At 68.5% G+C, this 23292-nt stretch carries 23 protein-coding genes and 1 riboswitch; of the genes, 9 read left to right on the forward strand and 14 right to left on the reverse strand.

Annotated features, from left to right (window positions below):
- Nucleotides 1-16 precede the first annotated feature (16 nt).
- Both ACQPYH_RS33405 and ACQPYH_RS33410 read left to right on the forward strand, forming a co-directional pair.
- On the forward strand, nt 17-976 hold the full coding sequence (locus tag ACQPYH_RS33405; RefSeq protein ID WP_432879597.1) for a hypothetical protein: 960 nt from the start codon (nt 17-19) through the stop codon (nt 974-976).
- A gap of 642 nt (nt 977-1618) precedes the next feature.
- Nucleotides 1619-2455: a phosphotransferase gene (locus ACQPYH_RS33410; protein ID WP_432879600.1), complete on the forward strand. Its 837-nt coding sequence runs from the start codon at nt 1619-1621 to the stop codon at nt 2453-2455.
- A 468-nt stretch (nt 2456-2923) separates the two neighbouring features.
- Here ACQPYH_RS33410 and ribH read toward each other — a convergent pair whose 3' ends face one another.
- From ribH to ACQPYH_RS33450, 8 genes are all read right to left on the reverse strand, one after another.
- Nucleotides 2924-3397 carry a 6,7-dimethyl-8-ribityllumazine synthase gene (ribH, locus tag ACQPYH_RS33415; protein ID WP_432879603.1) on the reverse strand — a complete coding sequence of 158 codons (474 nt, stop codon included), beginning with the start codon at nt 3395-3397 and terminating at the stop codon, nt 2924-2926.
- Nucleotides 3397-4635, reverse strand: coding sequence for a bifunctional 3,4-dihydroxy-2-butanone-4-phosphate synthase/GTP cyclohydrolase II (locus ACQPYH_RS33420; RefSeq protein WP_432879605.1), 1239 nt, complete (start codon nt 4633-4635; stop codon nt 3397-3399). The genes ribH and ACQPYH_RS33420 overlap by 1 nt, the downstream gene beginning before the upstream one ends.
- Nucleotide 4636: 1 nt before the next feature.
- Nucleotides 4637-5311: a nicotinamide riboside transporter PnuC gene (gene pnuC, locus ACQPYH_RS33425; RefSeq protein ID WP_432879608.1), complete on the reverse strand. Its 675-nt coding sequence runs from the start codon at nt 5309-5311 to the stop codon at nt 4637-4639.
- A complete protein-coding gene (locus ACQPYH_RS33430; protein ID WP_432879610.1) occupies nt 5308-5913 on the reverse strand; it encodes a riboflavin synthase in 606 nt (201 codons plus the stop codon). The genes pnuC and ACQPYH_RS33430 overlap by 4 nt, the downstream gene beginning before the upstream one ends.
- Nucleotides 5914-6924: a bifunctional diaminohydroxyphosphoribosylaminopyrimidine deaminase/5-amino-6-(5-phosphoribosylamino)uracil reductase RibD gene (gene ribD / locus ACQPYH_RS33435; protein ID WP_432879612.1), complete on the reverse strand. Its 1011-nt coding sequence runs from the start codon at nt 6922-6924 to the stop codon at nt 5914-5916.
- A 156-nt stretch (nt 6925-7080) separates the two neighbouring features.
- Nucleotides 7081-7212: riboswitch (FMN riboswitch) on the reverse strand.
- 58 nt (nt 7213-7270) lie between these two features.
- Nucleotides 7271-8656, reverse strand: coding sequence for an MFS transporter (locus ACQPYH_RS33440; protein ID WP_432879615.1), 1386 nt, complete (start codon nt 8654-8656; stop codon nt 7271-7273).
- A gap of 48 nt (nt 8657-8704) precedes the next feature.
- A complete protein-coding gene (locus ACQPYH_RS33445) occupies nt 8705-10327 on the reverse strand; it encodes a protein kinase domain-containing protein (protein WP_432879617.1) in 1623 nt (540 codons plus the stop codon).
- Nucleotides 10328-10412: 85 nt separating this feature from the next.
- Nucleotides 10413-12488: a vWA domain-containing protein gene (locus tag ACQPYH_RS33450; RefSeq protein ID WP_432879620.1), complete on the reverse strand. Its 2076-nt coding sequence runs from the start codon at nt 12486-12488 to the stop codon at nt 10413-10415.
- A 142-nt stretch (nt 12489-12630) separates the two neighbouring features.
- Between ACQPYH_RS33450 and ACQPYH_RS33455 the strand changes: the two genes are divergently transcribed.
- From ACQPYH_RS33455 to ACQPYH_RS33480, 6 genes are all read left to right on the forward strand, one after another.
- The gene (locus ACQPYH_RS33455) at nt 12631-13290 is read left to right on the forward strand and encodes a DNA-binding protein (RefSeq protein WP_432879622.1); all 660 of its coding nucleotides are present in this window, start codon (nt 12631-12633) and stop codon (nt 13288-13290) included.
- A gap of 152 nt (nt 13291-13442) precedes the next feature.
- On the forward strand, nt 13443-14294 hold the full coding sequence (locus tag ACQPYH_RS33460) for a substrate-binding periplasmic protein (RefSeq protein ID WP_432879624.1): 852 nt from the start codon (nt 13443-13445) through the stop codon (nt 14292-14294).
- Between the two features lie 2 nt (nt 14295-14296).
- Nucleotides 14297-15052 (forward strand): amino acid ABC transporter permease, encoded by a 756-nt coding sequence (locus tag ACQPYH_RS33465; protein ID WP_432879626.1) that lies wholly within the window; start codon nt 14297-14299, stop codon nt 15050-15052.
- Nucleotides 15039-15776, forward strand: a complete 738-nt coding sequence (locus ACQPYH_RS33470; RefSeq protein WP_432879628.1) for an amino acid ABC transporter ATP-binding protein — start codon at nt 15039-15041, stop codon at nt 15774-15776. The genes ACQPYH_RS33465 and ACQPYH_RS33470 overlap by 14 nt, the downstream gene beginning before the upstream one ends.
- 85 nt (nt 15777-15861) lie before the next feature.
- The gene (locus ACQPYH_RS33475) at nt 15862-16575 is read left to right on the forward strand and encodes a polysaccharide deacetylase family protein (protein WP_432879631.1); all 714 of its coding nucleotides are present in this window, start codon (nt 15862-15864) and stop codon (nt 16573-16575) included.
- A 115-nt stretch (nt 16576-16690) separates the two neighbouring features.
- Nucleotides 16691-17431, forward strand: coding sequence for a polysaccharide deacetylase family protein (locus ACQPYH_RS33480; protein ID WP_432879633.1), 741 nt, complete (start codon nt 16691-16693; stop codon nt 17429-17431).
- On the opposite strand, the gene ACQPYH_RS33485 is transcribed toward ACQPYH_RS33480, so the two are convergent.
- Entirely contained in the window at nt 17428-18180 is a 753-nt protein-coding gene (locus tag ACQPYH_RS33485; protein ID WP_432894547.1) for an HAD-IIA family hydrolase, read from the reverse strand. The two genes, ACQPYH_RS33480 and ACQPYH_RS33485, sit on opposite strands and share 4 nt — an antisense overlap.
- Before the next feature lie 95 nt (nt 18181-18275).
- Here ACQPYH_RS33485 and ACQPYH_RS33490 point away from each other — a divergent pair, with 95 nt between their 5' ends.
- The gene (locus tag ACQPYH_RS33490) at nt 18276-19511 is read left to right on the forward strand and encodes an MFS transporter (protein ID WP_432879635.1); all 1236 of its coding nucleotides are present in this window, start codon (nt 18276-18278) and stop codon (nt 19509-19511) included.
- Here ACQPYH_RS33490 and rpe read toward each other — a convergent pair.
- From rpe to ACQPYH_RS33515, 5 genes are all read right to left on the reverse strand, one after another.
- The gene (gene rpe, locus ACQPYH_RS33495) at nt 19476-20141 is read right to left on the reverse strand and encodes a ribulose-phosphate 3-epimerase (RefSeq protein ID WP_432879637.1); all 666 of its coding nucleotides are present in this window, start codon (nt 20139-20141) and stop codon (nt 19476-19478) included. The genes ACQPYH_RS33490 and rpe overlap by 36 nt on opposite strands.
- A gap of 70 nt (nt 20142-20211) precedes the next feature.
- The gene (locus ACQPYH_RS33500; protein ID WP_432879639.1) at nt 20212-20943 is read right to left on the reverse strand and encodes a cobalt-precorrin-6A reductase; all 732 of its coding nucleotides are present in this window, start codon (nt 20941-20943) and stop codon (nt 20212-20214) included.
- Nucleotides 20940-21680 (reverse strand): precorrin-4 C(11)-methyltransferase, encoded by a 741-nt coding sequence (cobM, locus tag ACQPYH_RS33505; protein WP_432879641.1) that lies wholly within the window; start codon nt 21678-21680, stop codon nt 20940-20942. The genes ACQPYH_RS33500 and cobM overlap by 4 nt, the downstream gene beginning before the upstream one ends.
- Entirely contained in the window at nt 21677-22858 is a 1182-nt protein-coding gene (cbiE, locus tag ACQPYH_RS33510) for a precorrin-6y C5,15-methyltransferase (decarboxylating) subunit CbiE (protein WP_432879643.1), read from the reverse strand. Before cbiE ends, cobM begins: the two co-directional genes overlap by 4 nt.
- A complete protein-coding gene (locus ACQPYH_RS33515) occupies nt 22851-23228 on the reverse strand; it encodes a pyridoxamine 5'-phosphate oxidase family protein (RefSeq protein WP_432879645.1) in 378 nt (125 codons plus the stop codon). Before ACQPYH_RS33515 ends, cbiE begins: the two co-directional genes overlap by 8 nt.
- Between the last annotated feature and the right edge of the window lie 64 nt (nt 23229-23292).

Raw genomic sequence — 23292 nt, forward strand, 5'->3', positions numbered from 1 at the left:
CTGCAGGCTTGGACGCATGACGACATGGAACAAGGTCACCGGCGACTTCGACTTCCTCAACGGGTACTTCGACGTCCACCACCGCACGCTGAAACAGGCCTTCGCCGACTGCGACGAGTGGCTCGAGTACGACGGGACCACGACCGCCCACACGTACTTCGACGGACAGATCAGCATCGACGAGATGCGCTTCCCGACGAAAGGGTCGTACGGGTTGTCGCTGCGGGTGTTCGACCCGGAAGCTCGTCGATGGAGTATCTGGTGGGTCGACAGTCGGACGATGAAGCTCTACCCACCTGTGCACGGCGGCTGGTCGGAGGACGGTACTTCGTGTCGCCTCGTCGGTGAGGACTCGCTCGACGGGTTCCCGATCCTCTGCAGCTACGAGTGGTCGGACATCACCGACAAGACGGCGCACTGGGAGCAGGCGTACTCCAGCGACGGCGGCAAGACCTGGGAAACCAACTGGATCATGGACTTCACCCGGCGCTCTGATCCCCCGCCGCCGCTCGACGTACCGAAGGTCACCGACGACTTCGACTTCCTCGTCGGACGCTGGTCGTTCCACAACCTCCGGCGCCGGCCCGTGCTGGGTGAGCCGTTCGAGTGGCACGAGTTCGACGCCGAACTGGAAGGCACGACGTACTTCGACGGCGCAATCAGCGTCGACGAGGGCTGGTACCCGACCGAGGGCTTCCGGGGTGCGACCTTCCGGCTGTACGACCCGACGTCGCGCACGTGGGCAATCCACTGGATCAACAGCGAACGCGGCCACCTGGAGACACCGGTCATCGGCTCATTCGACGGAGACGTCGGCACCTTCGAGGGTCCCGACGAACTGAACGGCCAGCCGATAGACGTCCGGTTCCTGTGGAACCGGGGCGTCGACAAATCGTCGTGGGAACAGGCGTTCTCCACCGACGGCGGCAAGACCTGGGTAGCCAACTGGCACATGAACCACACACGGATCGGCTGAGGAAAGCCCCGCGTACTGCGTCGAGAAAAGCACCCCCGCGTGCTACGCGGGCGCTCCCTTCGTCGCTCCGCTCCTCAACGCACCCACTCCGCGCGCACCCGCCCACCCCCCGGCTGCCGCCGGTGCACCCTTTCCGGCTACCGCCGGGGGTGCCCGGCTACCGCCGGGGGTGCCCGGCTGGCGCCGAGGTTCCGGCTTAGCGCCGGGAGTGCCCGGCTTAGCGCCGGGGGTGCCTGCTGCCGCCTGCGGTTCGCGCTGCCGCGCGGTCGACCGCGTCGCGCGGACGCCTACTCACGAACCGATTGTAGTGAGGCACGACCGTGTCCCGATCGCAGGTCGGCCGGACCAGACTCGCCGCTCGGTCGTCGAGCTCGACCCTGGCTGCCGATGGGCTGTCATCCCGAGTCATCGGCGTACGCCCCTCAAGAAATCAATCATGCGACTCCCTTCCACCACCGACGTACACCTTGTAGGCGCCGACCAGCGTCCGCTGTCAACGCGCGCCAATGGCGGGTCGGGCGTAGCTGGTGCTGGATCAACGCAGAGCGGGGGGCTAATCGGCGGGCCTTGCGATGCACAAGCGGCGTACTCTCGCCCGATCTCAGGAACCCGCCGGTCGGTTCACACGATACGGAAGCCTAGTTGTCGACGGCCTGTCGACAGCTGCACTCGGTCTGTCAAACTTCCGGTATTGCCGAGCAGCAGCTAGATGGCGGGATCGCGAACGCGGGCCAGGTTGTCCGTGCCGGTCCGCACGTTCTTCGTCCTTCGAGTCCGCACTCGGGTTCGATTCACGTATTCCTGCGAGCGGTGAAAGATTTCGGATTCGAGGGCGCCCCGACACCGGTCGGCATCGACGAGGACGGCCGCGAGCGCCTCGTGTTCATCGAGGGCGACGTCCCCGTGGCGCCCTACCCGGACTGGAGCCAGTCCGACACCGCACTAGCGTCCATCGCCAGGCTGCTGCGCGGGCTGCACGACGCCGCTCGCGAGTTCGACCCTCAAGGTCTCACCTGGAACGACGGTCTGGCTGACCCTGCGGGCGGGACGCTGGTGTGCCACAACGATGTAGAGCTATCGAACGTCGTCTTCCGTGACGGCATCGCCGTTGCGCTGCTCGATTTCGAGTTCGCCGCCCCTGGCCGCCCCGTCTACGATCTCGCCCAGCTCGCCCGCCTCTGTGTACCGATCGAGGACGACTTCGACCAGGAACGGATCGGCTGGCTGCCCGCCGACCGGCCGCCACGGCTACGACTCATCGCCGACGCCTACGGACTGGACCGGGACGGCCGCGCAGAACTGCTCACCGCCATCAACGACGCCCTCGCCCGCATCGAAGCAGCCGCGCGGCGCAGCATGGATGAGGGCGGTCCGAACACCGTCGCGACGATGAACCGCAGGGGAGGCATCGAGAAGTTCGACCGCAGGCGCCGCTGGTGGACCACCCACCACGACCAATTCGCCGCCGCCCTTCTCTGACGAGGCCCGTCAGCCGTTGACGCGCCCTTTGAGTAGGTCGTTTCGTGCCACGTCAAGCTGCGTAAGGGAGGTAGCTGGGTCGGCGCATTCTGGAGCCGATGGCGAAGTGCCGTGTGCGTCGGGCTCGCTGGCGACAGCCGCCATGGATGTGCCGCCGCTCAACCGGAGGGCGGGTGGGAGCGGGTGTAGCAGTTGCGTCGGAGGAGCGTAGCGACGACACAGCACCTGCGCAGCACGCGTCGGCCGGACCGCGTGGCCCAATCACCAGGCCCCACTCCCCCCACGGGCCACGACCAAGCAGTCGCCCGCGGGCGGTAGCCCGCAACCGCCGGCGGCAGCCGGCAAGTCGCCAGCGGTAGCTGGCAGATTTACCGGCGATGAGCCGGGGGTGGGTGGGAGCACGCTTAGCAGTCCGCGGTGAGGAGCGGAGCGACGAAGGTAGCGGCTGCGTGGCGCGCGTGGGGGCTGCTACCCCAGTTGCCGGACGGCGGCGAGGGTGGATAACGCGGCTTGGGTTGCCTCGTAGCCCTTGTCCTCGCGGCTGTCCGGCAGCCCGGCTCGATCCAGCGCCTGGGGGTCGTTGTCGCAGGTGAGGACGCCGAAGCCGACCGGTACGCCGGTGGTGACCCCGACGTTCATGAGACCCTCGGTCGCCGCCTGGCAGACGTACTCGAAGTGCGGAGTGTCGCCGCGGATCACCACGCCCAGCGCGACGACGGCGTCGTACCCCGCCTTGGCCGCGTGCAGCGACGCGACCGGGAGCTCGAAGGATCCCGGGACCCGGATTACGGTGTAGTCGCGAACCCCAGAGTCCTCCAACGCGCGCACGGCGCCGGCCAGTAGACCGTCGGTGACCTTCGGGTGCCATTGGGCCGCGATGATTGCGACGCGGGCGCCGTCTACGCGCGGGGCTTCGATGGTTGGTGCTCCACTGCCCGACATCAGCCGGCTCCGTTCTCTTCCGTGAGTACGCCGCCGGGCAGGTGATGCCCCATCCGGTCGCGCTTGGTCCGCAGGTACCGCAGGTTGTGCTCGGTCGGGTCGATCGAGATGCCACGACGCTCGACCACCTCGATGCCATAACCCTGAACGCCCGCGAGCTTGTCAGGGTTGTTCGTCAGCAGCCGCACGGACGTCACCCCGAGATCAGCCAGGATCTGCGCACCGGTCCCGTAGTCGCGAGCATCAGCAGGCAGCCCGAGATCGAGGTTGGCGTCGACCGTGTCCCGGCCGGCGTCCTGCAGCTCATAAGCCTGCAGCTTGTGCAGCAGCCCAATCCCGCGGCCCTCATGTCCGCGCAGGTACACCACCACACCGCCCTCAGCCGCGACCTGCCGCATCGCCTCGTCCAGCTGTGGTCCACAGTCGCACCGCAGCGACCCGAACACATCGCCGGTCAGGCACTCCGAGTGCAACCGAACCAGAGTCGGACCATCACCGATCGAGCCGCGCACCAACGCCAGCTGCTCCGACCCGTCCACCGTGTTCCGGTAGCCGTGGGCAACGAAATCGCCGTACTGCGTGGGCAGCGTGGTGGTCGCGACCCGCTCGATCTGCGACTCCGTACGACGCCTGTACCGGATCAGGTCGTCGATCGACACGAGCACCAACCCATGCTCGTCCGCGAACGCCCGCAGTTCCGAACCGCGCTTCATCGTCCCGTCGTCGTTCACCATCTCGGAGATCACGGCGGCCGGCGTCAACCCGGCAAGACGAGCCAGGTCGATCGACGCCTCCGTGTGACCGGGCCGCACGAGTACGCCGCCCTCCCGGCCGCGCAACGGGAACACATGCCCCGGCTGCACCAGGTCGTACGACTCCGAGGCCGAATCCGTGAGTACCCGGATCGTCCGCGCCCGATCAGCCGCCGAGATACCGGTGCTGATCCCGTCCCGCGCATCGACCGAGATCGTGTACGCCGTCCGCATCCGCTCGCGGTTGTGCGGCGTCATCAACGGAATCCCGAGCCGGTCGAGCTCCGAACCCTCCATCGGCACGCACACCACGCCGGAGCTGTACCGGATCAGGAACGCCAGCAACTCCGGCGTCGCCTTGGACGCGGCGAAGATCAGGTCGCCCTCGTTCTCGCGGTCCTCGTCGTCGACCACGATCACCGGTCGCCCGGCGCGGATCTCGTCGATCGCATGCTCGATCGTGTCGAGTTTCAAGACGTTACCCATCTCAACCCACCACCACTGGTTCCGGCGGAGCAACCCGCTCCTGGTTCTGGATCTTCCACCACGACGCGAATCCGATGATGCAGAACAGTCCGTACACGACGTACATCGTTGCCGACGGGTAGAACTTCGCCTGTACCAGCAGCGGTACGCCGACCACGTCGACCGCGACCCAGATCAGCCAGAACTCGACGAACCCGCGGGCCATCCCGTACGTCGCCAGGATCGAGCCGGTCAGGATCCACGCGTCCCACTGCGGGCCCCACGAGCCGAGCGCCTGCAGCACGACGTACGAGATCGCGTAGATCACGACGCCGATGCCGAGCAGTTCGAGTCGCTGCCTCGCCGTCGCCCACTTGGGCTGGACCGCCGAAGCGGAACCGCCGTGACGGGTCTGGTACCAGCGGTACCACCCGTACAGGCTGATCAGCGCGAAGAACACCTGCCGGCCCGCCTGGCCCCAGAGGTCCTTGTCCTGCGGGGTGTCGAAGATCCCGCCGACGAAGACCGTGAACAGCAGCACGTTGCCGACGATGCCGACCGGCCACGCGGCGACCAGCCGGCGCATGCCGAACAATGCGCTGGCCAGACCGAACACGTTGCCGACGATCTCCCGGACGAGCACCGGCGATCCGGCGATCGTCACCTGGGAGTGCAACAGCCAGTCGATCGGGTTCACTTGTTGCCTCCAGCAATTAGTCTCTCGACGTACTTCGCGATCACGTCGACCTCGAGGTTGACCGTGTCGCCGACCTTGTTCCGCCCGAGAACGGTCAGCTCGAGCGTGGTCGGGATCAGGCTGATCCCGAACGTCCCGGAAGCGTCGTCGACATCGGTCACCGTCAGCGAGACCCCGTCGACCGCGATCGAGCCCTTCTCGGCGACGTACTTGAGGATCTCCGGCGTCGTCGCGACCCGGACGTCTTCCCAGTGCTCACCGGGGCTCCGCGACGCGATCGTGCCGGTGCCGTCGACGTGCCCCTGCACGATGTGACCGCCCAGCCGCGCGTGTGCGGTGACGGCACGCTCCAGGTTGACCGACGAGCCCTTGTCGAGGCCGCCCAGGCTGGTGCGCTGCAACGTCTCGCGCATCACGTCCGCGGTGAACACGCCGTCGCCGTACTCGACCACCGTCAGGCAACAGCCGTTGACCGCGATCGAGTCGCCGTGGCCGGCGTCCTCGGTCACCTTCGGACCGCGGATCGTCAACCGAGCTGCGTCGCCGTCCAACAGGTCCAGGGACTCGACCGTGCCGAGTTCTTCGATGATGCCGGTGAACATCTACTTTCCTCCCAGAGGAACCAGGGTCAGCCGGACGTCGTCGCCGAGGCGGCTGACGTCCGCTAGCTTGAACCGCCGAAGGTGGTCGATCGATTCCGCGCCGAGCTCGCCGACCGCGGCGAACCCGGAACCGAGGACGGCCGGGGCGACGTACGCGATGAGCTGGTCAACCAGACCGGCGCGTACGAACGCAGCGGCCAGCGTCGGGCCGCCCTCGAGCCACAGGTGCCGGATCTGCCGGTCGTCCAGCTGCCGCAGCACCTCGGCGGGATCGTGGGTCGGCAGCAGCAACGTCTCCGCGCGGTCGTTGCGGACCCGCGCGGTCGGCGGGATCTCCCGGTCGCCGACGACGACCCGCAGCGGCTGCCGCTCAGCCGGTACGTCGTTCTCGTCGCGGACCGTCAGTTCGGGGTCGTCGTCCAGCACGGTCTGGGTGCCGACGGCAATCGCGTCGCACTCGGCCCGATGCCTATGTACGTCGGCACGCGCGATCGGGCCGGTGATCCACTTGCTCGTCCCGTCCGGCGCCGCGGAGCGTCCGTCGAGCGTGGTCGCGAACTTCCACGTGACGAACGGGCGACCCGTCCGGACGCTGTGCAGCCAGACGTAGTTGACCGCCTCGGCCTCGTCCCGCAGTACGCCCTCGACGACCTCGATGTTCTTGTTGGCCAGCTTCTCGGCGCCGCCGGCCGCAGTCCGGTTCGGATCCGGTACGGCGTACACGACGCGCGTGATGCCGGCCTGGATCAGGGCGTCGGCGCACGGGCCGGTCCGGCCGGTGTGGTTGCAGGGCTCGAGCGTGACGTACGCCGTACCGCCACGGGCCCGCTCTCCGGCCATCCGGAGCGCCTCGACCTCGGCATGCGGGCCACCGGCAACGGCGTGGAAGCCCTCACCGACAGGATGCCCGTCAGGGCCGGTGATGACACAACCGACTACCGGGTTCGGATGGGTGCTGCCGATACCTTTCGCGGCCAGCTCGACCGCACGCCGCATCCACGCGACATCCATCGGCGAAGTGTTGCTCACTGCTCTTCGGTCCCTCGTCGTCACGGACGCACTACCGGGGTCTCGTGACGACCGGCGACCACGCTCCGCCACCCGGCCTTCGCCGTACGCCGCCAACTCGCGCACGCCCCGACCGGACGTCAGAGCACACCCGCCGACCGCGTGCGCCTCCCATCCGGACTTTCACCGTCGGTCCCGGAATTCCACCAGGTCAACCGGCCGCCGAACTGCAGCGGCCGGGTCGCGGACTGTCACCGCCGGCTCGGAATTACACCGACCCCGGAGCACGCGAGTGGGTTCACTCGTGGTTCAAGTATGCCCCTCCCCGCAACCCGCACCACGACCCAGGTCACATCCTGGTCCGTTCCTGCTCCTGATGCCGGCTCGGCGCGATCCGCCGGGTGAGGGCAAGGGCACCGGCTGCCACCGCGCACGCCACCGCGACGGCGAGGACGAGCGGCCGGTACCCGAACGCGTCGGCCAGCCCGGCACCGCCGAGCGGTCCGAGCGCCTTCGCGATCGAGGTCGGCGTACCCAGCATCCCGGCGATCGTGCCGAACCCGGCCGCGCCGTACCGGTCGAGCAGGATCGCCGGCGTCGCGACCGACGACACCCCGAACCCGAGCCCGAACAGCACGAGGCACCCGATCGCTCCCGCGACGTGACGCCCGACGACCGGCAGCAGAGCGATCGCGACTGCCTGGACGGACAGGATCAGCGCGGTGATCGTCGCCATCGGCAACCACCGCGCAGACACGCTGGTCACCAGGCGGCCGGTCACCGACAGCAGGCCGAGCAGGCCCGCGAGGCTAGCCGCCCGCGCCGGCGGGTGCCCGAGGCTGATCAGGTAGAGCACCAGGTGGACGGAGATCACGGCCAGCGCGGCACTGTGCACGACGAACGCTCCCGCAAGCACCCAAAACCCAGGATCCCGAAGCACCCTGCCAGGCGCCCCCGCCCGCTTGGCGCCGAGGTCCGCGCCGGCCCCCACGCCGGGCGCCACGCCGGGCGCCACGCCGGGCGCCACGCCGGGCGCCGCACCGGGCGCCGCAGCTGGCTCCGCGCTGTCAGCAGCGCTGTCGGCCGGCCCATCGGCGGCGCCGTCGGAGGCGCTGTCGGAGGTGCCGTCGAGCGGGCGTGGTGGGCCGGGGTGGACGGCGACGAGGTGGAGCGGGAACGTGATCACGGCGAGGGCGCCCGCCAGGATCATCAGCGCGTTACGCCAGCCGTGAGCGTGGGCGAGGTACCCGGTGAGCGGCAGGAAGATCGAGCTGGCCAATCCACCGACCAGCGTGATCGTCAGGATCGAGTTGGTCCGCTTGGCGGGTGCGGCGACGGCGACCACGACGGCGAACGCGGGTGGGTAGAGGACCATCGCGCAGGCAACGCCGATCACCGCGAACACGGCGTACAGCTGGACGACGTTCTGCACCTGCGACCAACCAAACACGGCGACCGCGGCCAGGACCGAACCGCTGGCCATCAGCCCGCGACCACCCCGCAGATCCAGCCGGCGACCAACCGGGATCGACATCAGAGCGCTGACCAGTACTGCGGTGGTCGATGCGCCGACCGCCGTGGTGGTGGAGATGGACAGGTCGGCAGTCATCGGTCCGAGCAACGCGCTGAACGCGTAGCTGAGCACGCCGTACCCGACGGTCGTGGTGATCGCGAGCGCAGCCACCATGAGCCGCAACCGGTCATCCTTCGCCCCAGCGACCACAGTCGAACTCATCGCCGTCAGTATTTCACGGCCGACACCGCCCGTCCGGTCAATTTCCTCTCAGCGGAACAGCAACCAAGCCGCACTCCCCAACAACCCCACCGCCCCCACAAAACACCCAACCGCAACCACCCGCAGAACCCGCGACCGCCCGGGCGCACGAGCCAACGCGGCCGCGCCCACGCGTGCCGACGCACCGGCAGCTACAACCCCATCCAAGGAACCAGAGGCAACCTCACCCACGCGAGCGGGCACGCCAGCAGCAGACGAACTCGCAGGCAGCCCGCCAGCTGCATCCGAGGCCGAAGGCGCCCCGGCAGCTGCAGGAGAGCGCACAGATGCCGCCGCTGCGGCCGTTCCAGGCGAGTGAGGCGGTGACCCGGCAGCTGCGGGCGAGGCCGACGCCATCCCGGCACCCGCATGCGAGGCCGAAGGTGTCGCGGCAACTGCGTGCGCGGTCGGAGGCGCCCCGGCGGGTGCGTGCGAGGTCGGAGACGTCCCGGCACCTGCGGAAGAGCGCTCAGCTGCCGCCGCTCCAGCCGAGCGCCGAGGCGCGCCGGCAGCTGCGGAGGAGCGCTCAGGTGGCGTCGCGGCGGCAGCTCCGGGCGAGCGGGGCTGTGAGCCGGCTGTTGCGGGTTGGGGTGTGGGCGCTTCGCCGTTCGCCGGTGCCCGCGGGCGCGGTCTGTCGGTGGCGGCTTCAGGGGTTGCGGCGGCGCCGAGTGCGGCCGCTTGCGCGGATCCTGCGTTCGGGGTGCTGGGTGTTGGCGGCGGTTGGTGGGCGCGCGGGCCGGCCGATGTCCAGTTCGGGGTGCTGGGCGGGGGTTGGTGGGTGCGGGGGCCGGTGGGGGTCCAGTTTGGGGGGAGGGGTGGGAGTTGGTCGAAGACCTCGGGGGCGTCGGGGGCTTGGATCCATGGCTCGGTTCCTGGGGGTGGTACGGCGCCGGTTGCTGCCAGGAGGCGGCCGGCGGTGGCTGCGGACTCGGGGCGGTCGGATGGGTTCTCTGACGTCAGGTGGCGAACGAACTCGGCCAGGGGGCCGTCGACGGCGGGAAGTTTGCCGTCTGTGGTGGGGCGCTCGCCGGTGAGGAGTTCGGCTGTTACGGCGCCGACGGCGTACAGGTCCTGGCGCGGGTCGGGGTCGGCGCCGGCCAGCTGCTCGGGAGCGAGATAGCCGGGGGTGCCGAGGATCGTGCTGTGGCGGGTCATGCGTGGTTCGTCGAGGACGCCGGCGACGCCGAAGTCCGACAGGCGCAGATGCGGCAGCCCGGTACCAGTGGCGTCGAGCAACAGGTTGGCTGGCTTCACATCCCGATGTACGACGCGCGCCGCATGCACCGCCGACAGCCCGTGCAACAACTGATCCACCAGCACGGCGACGTACGACTCGGGCAGCGGACCATGATCGCCGAGCAGCGTCGCGACCGACCCGCCCCGAACCAGCTCCATCGCGAACACGACCTTGTCGTCGTCCGCGGCCCATCCGTGCGGCGCAACCACATGCGGATGCTCGATCCGCAGCGACTGCTCTCGCACGAACCGCAGCAGCGTTGCCGCATCATGCTGCCCCAGCACCTTCGCCGCCACGTACGCGGACCGCCGCAGGTCCCACGCCCGCCAGACCGAACCCATGCCTCCGGTCCCGACGAGGTCGATCAGCTGATACCGCCCGGCAAACGCCTCCACCCGCCAGAACCTACCGTCCCAACCGCCCACCCCCGAAGCACGCCGCCCGGACCACCAAACGGCGATCCGGGCAGCGTGCGCCGGACTAACGGTGCGGCGGCTGCTCACCCTGGCTCGGGTACGGCGGCTGGCCACCCTGGTTCGGATACTGCTGGGGGCTCCCCTGGTTGGGGTACTGCGGCGGGTACTGGTGCTGCCCGTGCTGCCAAGTCCCGGCCGCCTGCGCCGGGGCCGGCTTCGCGCGAAGACGGAGTACGACCAGCACCCCGATCAGCAGCAGGAGCACTCCCCCACCGCCGAGACCCGCGATCAGCCCGACCGGAGTGCCGTCGCCTGAATCTGCGCTGCCCTGGATCGGACCGCCAGCCTCGGTCTTGTTGCCATCACCAGGCGTCTCCGAGGCGGAGGGCTCCGCAGTCGGCGTCGGCGTGATCGAGTCGCCCGACACAGGAGTCGCGCCGTCGACGTACGTCGGCTTGCCCGTCCCGGCCGTCCCTTCCAGAGCGACGGTCAGCGTCATCGGGATGGCGAAGGCCTTGTCGTCGTCCTTGCGAGTCACAGACAGCGCTATGTAGTACTCACCGGGCGTCGCCGTGCCCTTGTCCATGGTGTTCGCGCCGTCGCGGTTGAGGTAGCGGATCTCCTTGGTCGTGTTGGCCTTGACGACACCGTCCTTGGTCAGCACCCCACGCCGGCCGACGTTGCCCGGCACCTGCTTGGCGAACGTGGCGATCACGTCCTCGCCGAGCGGCGAGATCAGTCCCATGTCGAGGTACCGGATCCCGTCGATCGCCTTCGCGGTCGCCGCCCCGAGCTTCGGCACCGTCGCCTGCGCCTGGATGCGCTGGCCCCAGTCGGCCTTGATCCGGTAGAGCTGCACCTCACCGGGCATCAGCGTCGTCTTGAAGCTGCCCGGGGTGATGAGCGGCGCATCGGCGAAGCTCGAGCCGGGAACGATCGCCGTCGGAGTAACACCCGGCATCGGAGTCCAGATCGGGTCATCGGCTTCGGGCGGCAACTGCGTGGTCGACTCGACCGGCGGCTCCTCGTCCACGCGCAGCTCGTACGGAACGCCCTTCATCTCGCGGAAGGCGTCACCGGCGGAGACCGTCAGCACCAACTGGTCGTCGGTGGAGCAGCCCTTGGGGTAGTCACCGGTCCAGCTTGAGGCGGCACCGGTCGCGATGCCCTGATCTCCGTCGAAGGCGAGCGGATAGCTCCAGCCGCAGTTCTCGCCGCCGATGGTCTTCACAAAGACCTCCGCCTTGAGCACGAAGCTGCCGCCCGAAGGCCGGCGGAAGCTGACGCCGGCGCGCAGGGTCGAGTTCGCCATCGTCCGCTTGAGCAGGTAGTACTTCGCGGTCTGGTCGTTGCCGAAGGTGTCCGAGTAGTGGCCCGGGGCAAGAGTCGGCGCGCCCTCCTGCTGCGGCCCGCCCTGGACCGGCGTACCGGAGATGCGGAACGGGCGGAACGCTCGGGTGGACAGGCGATCCAGGCCGGCCTCGAGGTCGATCGTCGAGTCGGCGTCGTAGTAGTCGCCGCGGCCCTCACGAGCGACGCATTGCAGCTGCGTGCGCGCCTTCCCGGCGACGCGGAAGCCGACCACGTCGATCTTCAGATCGATGCCCTGCTTGGCGATCGACTGCGCCACCACACAGGGATCCGGCGCGCAGGTGGCCTCGCCGTCGGAGACCAGCACGATGGTGCGCTGGCCGACCGGGCCGAGATCTTTGGCCGCCTGCTGCAGCGCATAGCCGATCGGAGTCTCGCCATACGGCTTGTACTTCGCGATCGCGGCCTGCAACTGGGGCCGGTTGTTCGTGCCGATCGGGACGGTCAATTGGGTGTCGGTGCAGGCACCGGGCTGGGTGCGCTTGAACACGGTCGCGCCATACACCCGCAAGCCGACCTCTGCGGCCGTCGGGAGCTTGGTCACCACCTGGGTCAGAGCGGTCCGGGCCGCGGCGATCTTCGTCTGCCCGTCGCCGGCCGGCTCCTTCATCGAGCCGGACGAGTCGAGCACCAGAACGAGTTTGCCGCCGGACGGAGCAGGGTCGGCCACGGCGGAACCGGTCGTCAGCCCGGCCAGCACGCCGGTCAGTGTGATGGCGAGGAGCGCCCACACCGCGGGGCGGCGGCGGTGTCCCTGGTGAGTCGTCATCGTTTCCTCCAGTGAGATTCGCTGCCGCAAACATTTCCAGTTTGCGATTGCAAATGTCAAGCCGGATCCGACTGGAAATCTGCGTTCGCAAGTGCGAAGATGTTTGCAATCGCGATGCGATGACCGGCGGAAGGGGAGACCGATGGACCAGACAGCGCACAACATCCAGCAGCAGATCGACCTGTACGGCGAGCCGCTCGGAGAGACTGTACGACGCGTCCTGGCTCCGCTCGGACTGACTCAGGGCGGGCTCGCGCAGGTGATCGGGCTGTCGGCGCCGATGCTGTCCCAGCTGGTGAGCGCGCAGCGGGTGAAGATCGGCAACCCGACGGTGATGTCACGACTGCGCGCCGCGTCTGAGCTCGCCGACCTGGTGATCACCAGCGAGATCCAGGAGCACGAGATTCCGGATGCCGTCGACCGGATCCGGGCGTCGAACGGCGCGCTCACCACCTCCGGCCCGACTACGCACTTGCCGGTCCAAGGTGGCACAGCGCCGTACGCCACACCGCCGGGGCTCGGAGCTCAGCCGCCAGGTGCCACCGGGGCGAATGTTGCGTCCGGCATGCAATCTGCCTGGCCCACGGCGGCCGCAATGCCACCCAACGACGGCGCCGTCCCGGCCCGGACCATCGTGAGAGCGATCCAGGATCTGCTGCGCGAGGTCGTATCGACCGACGAGCTCCAGCGAGCTGCCGTCACCATCAGAACAGAGTCGCCGGCACTGGCCGAGTTACTTCTGGCCTACGGCACCGGCCGGACCGCGGACGCCCTGGCCCACTATGAGCAACATCACGGCTGAGCAAGCAACACAGCTCTAGATAGCACGAGCCGTGTAGACGTTCGGGTCCGTCTCATCCTTTGTCAGCAAGGAATTCCGCCAGCAGGTCTGGTGTTGGCTTGCGTCGGCGGGGCGGATCGTCCTGCGTTCGTTGACGTTGTGAGGAGAGGCTTGTGCGCGCGTTCGGCGCTTTTCGGCGGGTTGTTGCGGTGGCGGGAGCGGTCACGCTCGCAGTGTCGATGGTTGCCTGCGGCAGCGATCAGAAGGATGCTGCGGCCGGTCCTGATCTCGGGCTGATGAAGGCCGGCACGTTGCGGATCGGGACGCTGACCGACGCGCCGCCGAACGTGTACGTGAAGGACGGCAAGTTCACCGGGTTCGACAACGACCTGATCACCGCGGTCGCCGCCAAGCTGAACCTGAAGCCGGAGTTCGTCGGAACGGACTTCTCCGCTTTGCTCTCGCAGGTGAACGGCGGTCAGTTCGATCTCGGTAGCTCGTCGATCACGGTCACCGAGGCACGCAAGAAGACGGTTGCCTTCAGCAACGGATACGACTTCGGCTACCTCGGGCTCAACACCACGAAGAACTCGGGTATCACGTCCTTCGACCAGCTCCAGGGCAAGCGGGTGGTCGTGGTCCAAGGCACCGTGCAGGACGATTACGCGACCGGGAAGAATCTCAACCCGGTCCGCGTGCCGAACTACAACGCCGCGCTCGGCCAGCTGAAGGCCGGTACGGCGGATGCGTGGGTCTCTCCCGCCGAGATCGGCGAGAAGATGGCCAAGGAGCAAGGTGGCGGCACGGTCATCCTGGCTGCCAAAGAGCTGAGTGACGCACCGATGGCGTTCGCCGTGGCCAAGAGCAACGACAAGCTCCGGGACGCGGTCGACAAGGCACTCGACGAGGTCATCGCCGACGGCACCTGGACCAAGCTGGTCGAGCAGTACTACCCCGGTCGCGCCGTACCGGCGAACTTCAAGCCTGGCAGCGGGTCTGTGAAGTTCACCGCACCCAAGGGCTGAGCATGGACATCTGGTCCACGCTCAGTGACACCTTCCTCGACTGGGAGTCGATGAAGGCGGTCCTGCCCGAGATGCTCAAGGTAGGGCTGGTCAACACCCTCATCCTGGCGGCCGCCTCGGTCGTGCTGGGCACTGTGCTCGGCATGATCGTGGCGGTCCTCGCCCTGTCCACCAAGCCGTGGCTGCGCTGGCCGGCGAAGATCTACACCGACATCTTCCGCGGCCTGCCCGCCATCCTGACCATCCTGCTGATCGGTCAGGGCCTGTCCCCCATCACCCGCCACTGGTGGGGCCCGAACCCGTACCCGCTCGGCATCCTCGCCCTGTCGCTGATCGCCGCCGCATACATCGGCGAGATCTTCCGCTCCGGCATCCAGAGCGTGGAGAAGGGCCAGCTCGAGGCCGCCCGCGCCCTCGGGTTCAGCTACACCAGCGGGATGCGGCTGGTCGTCATCCCGCAGGGTGTACGACGGGTGTTGCCGGCGCTGGTGAACCAGTTCATCGCGCTGGTGAAGGAGTCCAGCCTGGTCTACTTCCTCGGCCTGCTGGCCAGTCAGCGCGAGCTGTTCCGGATCGGTCAGGACGCTGCCGCGACCAACGGCAACCTGTCACCGCTGCTACTCGCGGGCATCTTCTACCTGATCATCACCGTCCCGCTCACCCACTTGGTGAACCACTTCGACAAGCGGCTGCGCGAGGGGCGCCAGACCGAGACCGAAGCTGTGAAGCTGGAGGAGCTCGCGCATGCAAACCATTGAGGCCGCGAGCCTGCAGGTCGAGGGCGTCGAGCTCGCGTTCGGGACCAACAAGGTCCTCCGCGGCGTGAACCTCGCCGTACCGGCCGGCCACACCGCGTGCGTGATCGGGCCGTCGGGCTCCGGGAAGTCGACGTTGCTGCGGGCGATCAACCGGCTGCTCGAGCCGGATGCGGGCGACGTGAGGCTCGGCGGCGAGTCGGTGCTGCACGGTGACCCCGACGTACTGCGCCGTCGGATCGGGATGGTGTTCCAGCACTTCAACCTGTTCCCGCACAAGACCGTGCTCGACAACATCACGCTCCCGCTCCGCAAGATCAAGAAGCTCGACACCGACGCAGCGCAGGAAGCCGCCCGGGAGCAGCTTGAGCTGGTCGGCCTGAAAGCGAAGGCCGGAGCGCGCCCCGGGAACCTGTCCGGCGGACAGCAGCAGCGGGTCGCGATCGCGCGAGCGCTGGCGATGAAGCCCGAGGTGATGCTGTTCGACGAGGCGACGTCCGCGCTCGATCCCGAGCTGGTCAAGGGCGTGCTCGCGCTGATGGCAGACCTCGCGCAGGCGGGCATGACGATGGCCGTGGTCACACACGAGATGGGGTTCGCGCGCGAGGTCGCGGACCAGGTCGCCTTCATGGATCACGGCGTGGTGGTCGAGTCCGGCGTACCGGAGCAGGTGTTCACGGACGCGGATTCGCCGCGGCTACGGCAGTTCCTGTCACAGGTGCTGTAAACCGCCTCTGGCGTAAATGGTTGCCGAGGGCCACTATAGAGATTGGCCCGACAGCCGGGCCGACCATGGCTGGGGGATGGTTATGGTGAGAGATCTTCGGTTGATGATCTCGGCGGCGCTCACCGTCGGGCTGACAGCGATGCTGGGCCTGGCGGTGAGCACCGAGCCACCACCCGCCGCAGCCGCGGCCACACCAGCCGCGACGACGAGGCTGTCAGCGAAGCAGGCAGCGAAGCCGAAGTGGGTCTACCTGACCTTCGACGACGGACCGAGCGCGCGCTACACCGCGCAGATCCTGAAGATCCTTCAGGCCTACCACGTGCGGGCGACGTTCTTCGAGGTCGGCCAGAACGTCAAGCGGTACCCGGCGATCACCCGGCGGGTCGATCGACTCGGTCACAGCGTGCAGAACCACTCCCTGTCGCACCCGAACCTCACCAAGGTCAATTGGGCCACGTTCAAATACCAGGTCCGCACCACCGACCGTTACCTCCGGGCACAGACCGGTTACACCCCGCGGTGCCTGCGGCCGCCGTACGGCGCGACGAACCGGGTGGTCGCGAAACGAGCCGCGATGCTCGGCAAGAAGCTCACGCTGTGGACCGTCGACCCGGCCGATTGGAGCCGTCCGGGTACGTCGGTGATCGTGCGTCGCGTACTGGCGAAGGTACGGAGCGGCTCCGTGGTCCTGATGCACGACGGCGGTGGCAATCGCAGCCAGACCGTCGCTGCGCTCCCGAAGATCCTGAAGGCACTCAAGGCCCGGGGCTACCTCTTCTATCCGTTGTGGTGTCACTAACAGGCGTCCGGTATTCGTTACTCGTTGACACAGCAGCGGCGTGGCCGCTGGCTTTCCGCGGGATCCTGCCCAGGGTGGACGGGAGGAGTGAGCCACCCACCGCCCTGGGGGACGCATGGATGTTCGCTTGACCCGCGCCGGGAACCGGATGATCGGTCTGGCGATGATGTTGCTGGTGAGCGCGGTGATCGGCTCGGTCGTGGTCGCGGCCGCGAAGTCACCCGCCAAACCAGCCACGCCCGAACCGCCCACCGCGGCCCCGGCAGCGGCCGCGCCCACCAAGACTCCGCTACCTACCAAGTACGTCGTGCTGACGTTCGACGACGGCCCCGATGTCGAGTACACCCCGAAGGTGCTCGAGATCCTGGCGAAGTACGACGCGAAGGCGACGTTCTTCGAGGTCGGCCGGAACGTCCAGAAGCATCCCGAGCTGACCAAGCGCATCCACGACGCCGGCCACAGCGTCGAGAACCACACCTGGACACACGCTGACCTGCGCAAACTCAGCGCGACCGCATTCCGGCAGCAGGTCATGTCGACGGACCAGGCGATCCGCGCACAGATCGGAAGTACGCCGGGCTGCCTGCGACCGCCGTACGGCGGGGTGAACGCAGCCGTCCGGCAACGGGCGAAGGCGCTGGGCAAGGACCTCGTCGTGTGGACCGTCGACTCGCGCGACTGGACCAAGCCGGGCACGACGGCCATCGTCCAGCGGGTGATGAAGAACGTGCACAGCGGCTCGGTGATCCTGATGCATGACGGCGGCGGCAACCGCAGTCAGACCGTCGCCGCGCTGCCGGCCATCCTCAAATCGCTCAAGGCGCAGGGGTACGGCTTCCGCACTCTCACCTGCTAGGAGAGGGCGCTCACCAGCGGTACGACGTCGGCGATCGACTCGACGATGCGGGTCGGGCGGTACGGGAACCGCTCGACCTCGTGCTCGCCGGTCGAACCGGACAGCACGAGCACGCTGCGGAGACCCGCCTCGAGGCCGCTGATGATGTCCGTGTCCATTCTGTCGCCGATCATGACAGTGGTTTCGGAGTGCGCCTCGATCCGGTTCAGCGCGCTGCGCATCATCAGCGGGTTCGGCTTGCCGACGAAGTACGGCGCGACACCGGTCGCCCGCGTGATCAGCGCGGCCACCGAGCCCGTCGCGGGCAGCGGACCCTCCTGCGACGGGCCGGTCGGGTCCGGGTTGGTCGCGAGGAACCGCGCGCCGGCGGAGATCAGCCGGATCGCCTTGGTGATCGCCTCGAACGAGTACGTCCGGGTCTCGCCGAGGACGACGTAGTCGGGGTCGCGCTCGGTCAGCACGTACCCGATCTCGTGCAGCGCGGTCGTCAGACCCGCCTCACCGATCACGTACGCCGTTCCGCCCGGACGCTGGTCGTCCAGGAACTGGGCGGTGGCGAGCGCGCTGGTCCAGATCGCCGCCTCCGGGATGTCGATGCCCGCGGCAAGCAGGCGGGCGCGGAGGTCGCGCGGCGTGAAGATCGAGTTGTTGGTGAGGACGAGGAACTTCTTGCCGGACGCCTCCAGTGCGGCGATGAAGTCGCCGGCTCCGGGGATCGCGCGCTCCTCGTGCACCAGCACGCCGTCCATGTCCGTCAGCCAACTCTCGACCGGTTTGTGCTCGCTCACCGGCTCATCGTAATGGCCACATGGAAACTGTCGGTGGAGGCCGCAAGAATGCGGGTATGGAGTTGGCCGGGTACCGAGAGTTGTGGCGAACACACGGCGTGATGTCGCTGCTGGTGGCTTCGCTGCTCGCGCGGCTGCCGGTGCTCGCGACGATGGTGCCGATCGCGTTCCTCGCGAAGGACGCGAGTGGTTCGTTCCGCTGGGCGGGTGTGGTGGCTGGTGCGTATTCGATCGGTATGGCCATTGCTGGGCCGGTCTGGTCGCGAGCTGCGGATCGGCGCGGCCCTCGGGGCGTATTGCTGGTGACCGGGATCGCGTGGAGTGTGGCGCTGCTCGCGATCGCGTTGCTGCCGGCCGGGCTGCATCGGTTGCTGCCTGCGTTGGCGGTGGTCGCGGGTGCGCTGGTGCCTCCGGTGATGCAGACGTTGCGCGCAGCCTGGCCTCGTGTGGTGCAGGGCCCGGCGCTGCGGACGGCGTACTCCGTGGATGCGACGGCGCAGGAGTTGCTGTTCATGGTCGGGCCGATGCTTGGGGCAACTGCCGTCAGCGTGGCCAGTCCACGACTCGGCGTACTCCTCGCGGCGGCGATGTCAGCGGTCTTCATCTGGTGGTATGCGCTTCGACAACCCAAGCCGGTCCCGCACGATCACCAGTCCAAGGTGACCGCGCGACAGTTGCTTTGGCATCGGCACCGGTTGCCGCTGATTCTTGCGTTCGGGCTGTGGGTGACGTCGTTCAACGGGATCTCGCTGGGGATCGTCGCGTTTGCGGACGAGCACGGTCAGCGGCTGCTCGCCGGGATCTTCGAGGCCGTCTGGGCGTTCGGCAGCCTGGTCGGCGGCGCTGTCGCGGGCGCATTGCCTGCTCGGTGTACGTCGTACCTGTGGCGGCGAGCTGCGCTGGTGGCGGCCGGGATGCTGTTGTGCGTGTTCGCGACCTGGTCGTCGGTCTCGTTGGGGATCGCGTTGCTGTTGTCGGGGCTGACATTGGCGCCGGCGATCGGCGCGCTGTACGAGCGGCTCGGTGCGTTGACGCCGGATGTGGCGCGGACCGAGGTGTTCGGCTGGATGGGCAGCGCGGCGATGGGTGGCGCTGCGATCGGTGCCGCGGTGTCGGGTGCGGTGATCGAGGGATTCGGCGTGCGGTACGTGTGGCTGCTGGCCGCCGTACTCGCCGGCGCGTCGATGGTGTTGCTGCTCAGAGTGCCGCCGGAACAGCACCCAGAGGCGGAGTCGACGGCGCAGGTCGAGCCGGAGCTACCGGCCGGTGGACTGCTCAGCGAGGGTGCGTAGGTTCTCGACCATGGCGTTGGGGTCGTCCGCGGCGTAGACGGCCGAGCCGGCTACGAACACATCGGCGCCGGCCTCGGCGCACTGCTCGATCGTGTCGGCCGCGACACCGCCGTCGATCTCGATCCACAGGTCGAGGCCGTGCTTGTCCAGCAGCTGGCGGGTACGGCGAATCTTGGGCACGCAGATGTCGAGGAACTTCTGGCCGCCGAAGCCGGGCTCGACGGTCATGATCAGGACCATGTCGAGCTCGGGCAGCAGGTCCTCGTACGGCTCGATCGGCGTTGCGGGCCGGAGCGCCATCGCGGCCCGCGCACCCTTGGCCCGGATCTCCCGCGCGGTCCGGATCGGCGCCCGGCAGGCCTCGATGTGGAACGTGACGCTCGAAGCGCCCGCCTCGACGTACCCAGGCGCCCAGCGGTCCGGGTCCTCGATCATCAGGTGACAGTCGAGCGGCATGTCGGTCGACTTCGCCAGCGACTCGACCACGGGCATCCCGAGAGTCAGATTCGGCACGAAGTGGTTGTCCATCACGTCGACATGCAGCCAGTCCGCATTGGACACCGCAGCAGCCTCGTCAGCCAGCCGGGCAAAATCGGCGGCCAGGATGCTAGGCGCGATCTGAATCCCCATGGCGCCAATCTATCGAGCCGCCACCGGCGCTCGCGAAGTGGCCGGGGACTGGGTCGTCGACGGGCGGATGTCAGTGGCTGGCACGCACCGCCCACTGAAGTGCCTGGTCGACGGACTCGACAGTCTCCAGACCTTCAGGAAGCGGTGGCCGGCGGATCACGACGACCGGGAGGTGGAGCTGACGGGCAGCGTCGAGCTTGGCCGAGGTGGCCGGGCCGCCACTGTCTTTGGTGACCACGACATCGATGCGGTGTTCGCGGAGCAGGGCCAGCTCGTCGTCGACAGCGAACGGGCCGCGGGCGAGGATCAGCGTGCACCACGTCGGCCGGGGTTCGGGCGCGTCGACGCAGCGAGCGAGCGTGCAGAGCCCGGTGGTCGCGAAGGCGTCAAGGCCTTGCCGTCCGATCGTGAGGAAGGCTCGGGAGCCGAAGGTTGGTAGCAGGTTGGCGGCTGCGGATGGGGAGTCCGCCCAGTGCCAGTTGTCGTGCGGGCCAGGGGTCCAGCCGGGGCGGCGGAGGACAAGGAGAGGTAGGCCGGTCTCGCGGCTCGCGGCGGCTGCATGCGCAGTCATCGTCGCGGCGAAGGGATGGGTAGCGTCGATCACCGCGTCGACCGGATGATCGCGAAGCCAGTCCGCAAGCCCTTCCGCGCCGCCGAATCCACCCGTCCGAACCTCGCCGACAGGCAGCCGTGCGTCAGTCGTCCGTCCGGCCAGCGACGAGACGACAGCGATCCCCTCGGCGGTCAGAAGCTCGGCAAGCGTCCGCGCCTCACCGGTCCCGCCGAGGAGCAGGACCTTCATCGCGTCCGGTCAGCCGAGTAGAGGTGGCTGTCGCGGAAGGTCGTTGCCGAGAGCACCTTTCCGACGATGATGACAGCGGTACGACGGATGTCCGCGGACTTCACCTGGTCCGCGATGTCGGCGAGGGTTCCGCGGAGGATCAGCTCGTCGTCGCGGGAGGCACGGGCCACGACGGCGACCGGGCAGTCGGGACCGTAGTTCGGCACCAGTTCGTCGACTACGCGGTCGATCTGTTGGACGGCGAGATGGAGGACGAGGGTCGCCCGGCTCGCGCCGAGGGTTGGAAGGTCTTCGCCTGCGGGCATTGCGCTCGCGCTGCCGCCGATGCGGGTCAGGATGACGGTTTGGCCGGCTTCGGGGACGGTCAGTTCGCGGGCGAGGGTTGCCGCCGCGGCGGCATAGGCGGGTACGCCGGGCGTCACGTCGTACGGGATGTCGAGGGTGTCGAGGCGGCGCATCTGTTCGGCCATTGCGCTGAAGACGGAAGGGTCGCCGGAGTGCAGGCGGGCGACGTCTTGGCCGGCGGCGTGCGCGGTGGCGAGCTCGGCGATGATCTCGTCGAGGATCAGGTTCGCGGTGTCGATCTTGCGGGCGCCGGGTGGGCAGTGGTCCAGGAGTTCGACGGGGACGAGCGCCCCGGCGTACAAGCAGACCGGCGACGCCGCGATCAGGTCGCGCCCGCGCACGGTGATGAGATCGGCAGCACCTGGGCCGGCCCCGATGAAGTGAACGGTCACTTCACCACGCTCCAGATCGTGACTGGCATGGCTGGACGCCAGCCGGTCATGGTGCCTACCGCGGAGGCGCGTTGCACCGAGAGGCGGACCAGGTCGCCGCCGTGGGATTTGTACCAGTCGGCGATAAGGGACTCGGTTTCGAGCGTCACGCCGTTCGTTACCAGGCGGCCGCCGGGTTTGAGTGCGCCCCAGCAGGCGTCGAACATGCCGGCCGCGGTCGCTCCCCCGCCGATGAAGATCGCGTCCGGCGCCTCGAGACCGTCGAGCGCTGCCGGCGCCGCACCTTCGACGACGGTGACTGACGCGCCGAGCGCGGCGGCGTTGCGTTCCAATCGCTTGGCCCGATCACCGTTGCGTTCGACGGCGATCGCTCGGCAGGACGGGTGATGACGGGACCATTCGATCGCGATACTGCCGGCGCCGCCGCCGACGTCCCACAGCAGTTGCCCGGGTACGGGGGCGAGTCGCGACAGGGTGACCGCCCGTACTTCGCGCTTGGTGAGCTGACCGTCGTTCTCATACGCGTCGTCGGGCAGACCGGGTGCGGTGGAGAGGACAGGACCCTCGCATGCGATGGCGATCACGTTGAGGGCGTCGACGTCCTCGGACCAGTCGGCGGCGCGTGATCGTCGTACCCGCTCGGTTGGTCCTCCGAGCTGTTCGAGGACGGTGAACTCGCTGGAGCCGTAGCCGCGGGCAACCAACAGCTGGGCGACCTCGGCCGGAGTCTGGGCGCCTCGGCTGAGGATGAGCAGCAGTCGACCGGGCTGGAGGTGCGGGTGGAGACGCTCGACCGGTTGGTTGACCAGGCTCACCACCTGCACCTGATCCTGCGGCCAACCGAGTCGCGCACAAGCCAGCGAGACGCTCGACGGATGCGGAATCACTCGTACGGCGTCCGCGCCGAGCATCCGCACCAGCGTCGTACCGATGCCGTGGAAGGTCGGATCGCCGCTTGCCAGCACGCAGATCCGCTGGCCGGCGTACTGCGAAAGCAACCCGGGAAGCGCCTCGGACAGGGGCGAAGGCCACGCGACACGCAAGCCTGTCGGCACGAGGGCCAGTTGGCGGGTGCTGCCCATGACGACGTCGGCTGACTCGACGGCGGCGCGGGCTGCGGGGGACAAACCGGGCCAGCCGTCGGCACCGATGCCTACGACCGTGATCGGGTCAGGCATTGCCGAGGACCTTGGTGATCGTGATCTCGATGACCACGCGTTGCGGGTTCACTCGCGGTTCCTTGTAGCGCTTGGCGTAGCGGCGCTCGGCATCACGCACACGCTCCGGGTCGTCGCTCACGACAGCCCGCCCCTCGAGCGTGCTCCAGCGCCGGCCGTCCACCTGCGTCACCGCGACGGCAGCCTCCCCCAACCGCCGGATCGCGCGCGCCTTGTACGACGTACCCGAGCAGATGACCCGCACGAGCCCCGCCTCGACGTCCAGCGTCGCCCCGACGGGCGTCGCGTGCACGGTCCCGTCAGCGCGGACGGTACTCAGCACGCACAGATGCCGCTCGGTCCAGAACTCGGCCAGTCGCTCACTCAACACCCAGCGATCGTAGACAAGACGGCCCGCCCGGTGCGGTGCCGGGCGGGCCGTGGTGCGCTGGACC

This window comes from Kribbella sp. CA-245084 (genome assembly GCF_050942355.1).
In the GTDB taxonomy this organism is placed as follows: domain Bacteria; phylum Actinomycetota; class Actinomycetes; order Propionibacteriales; family Kribbellaceae; genus Kribbella.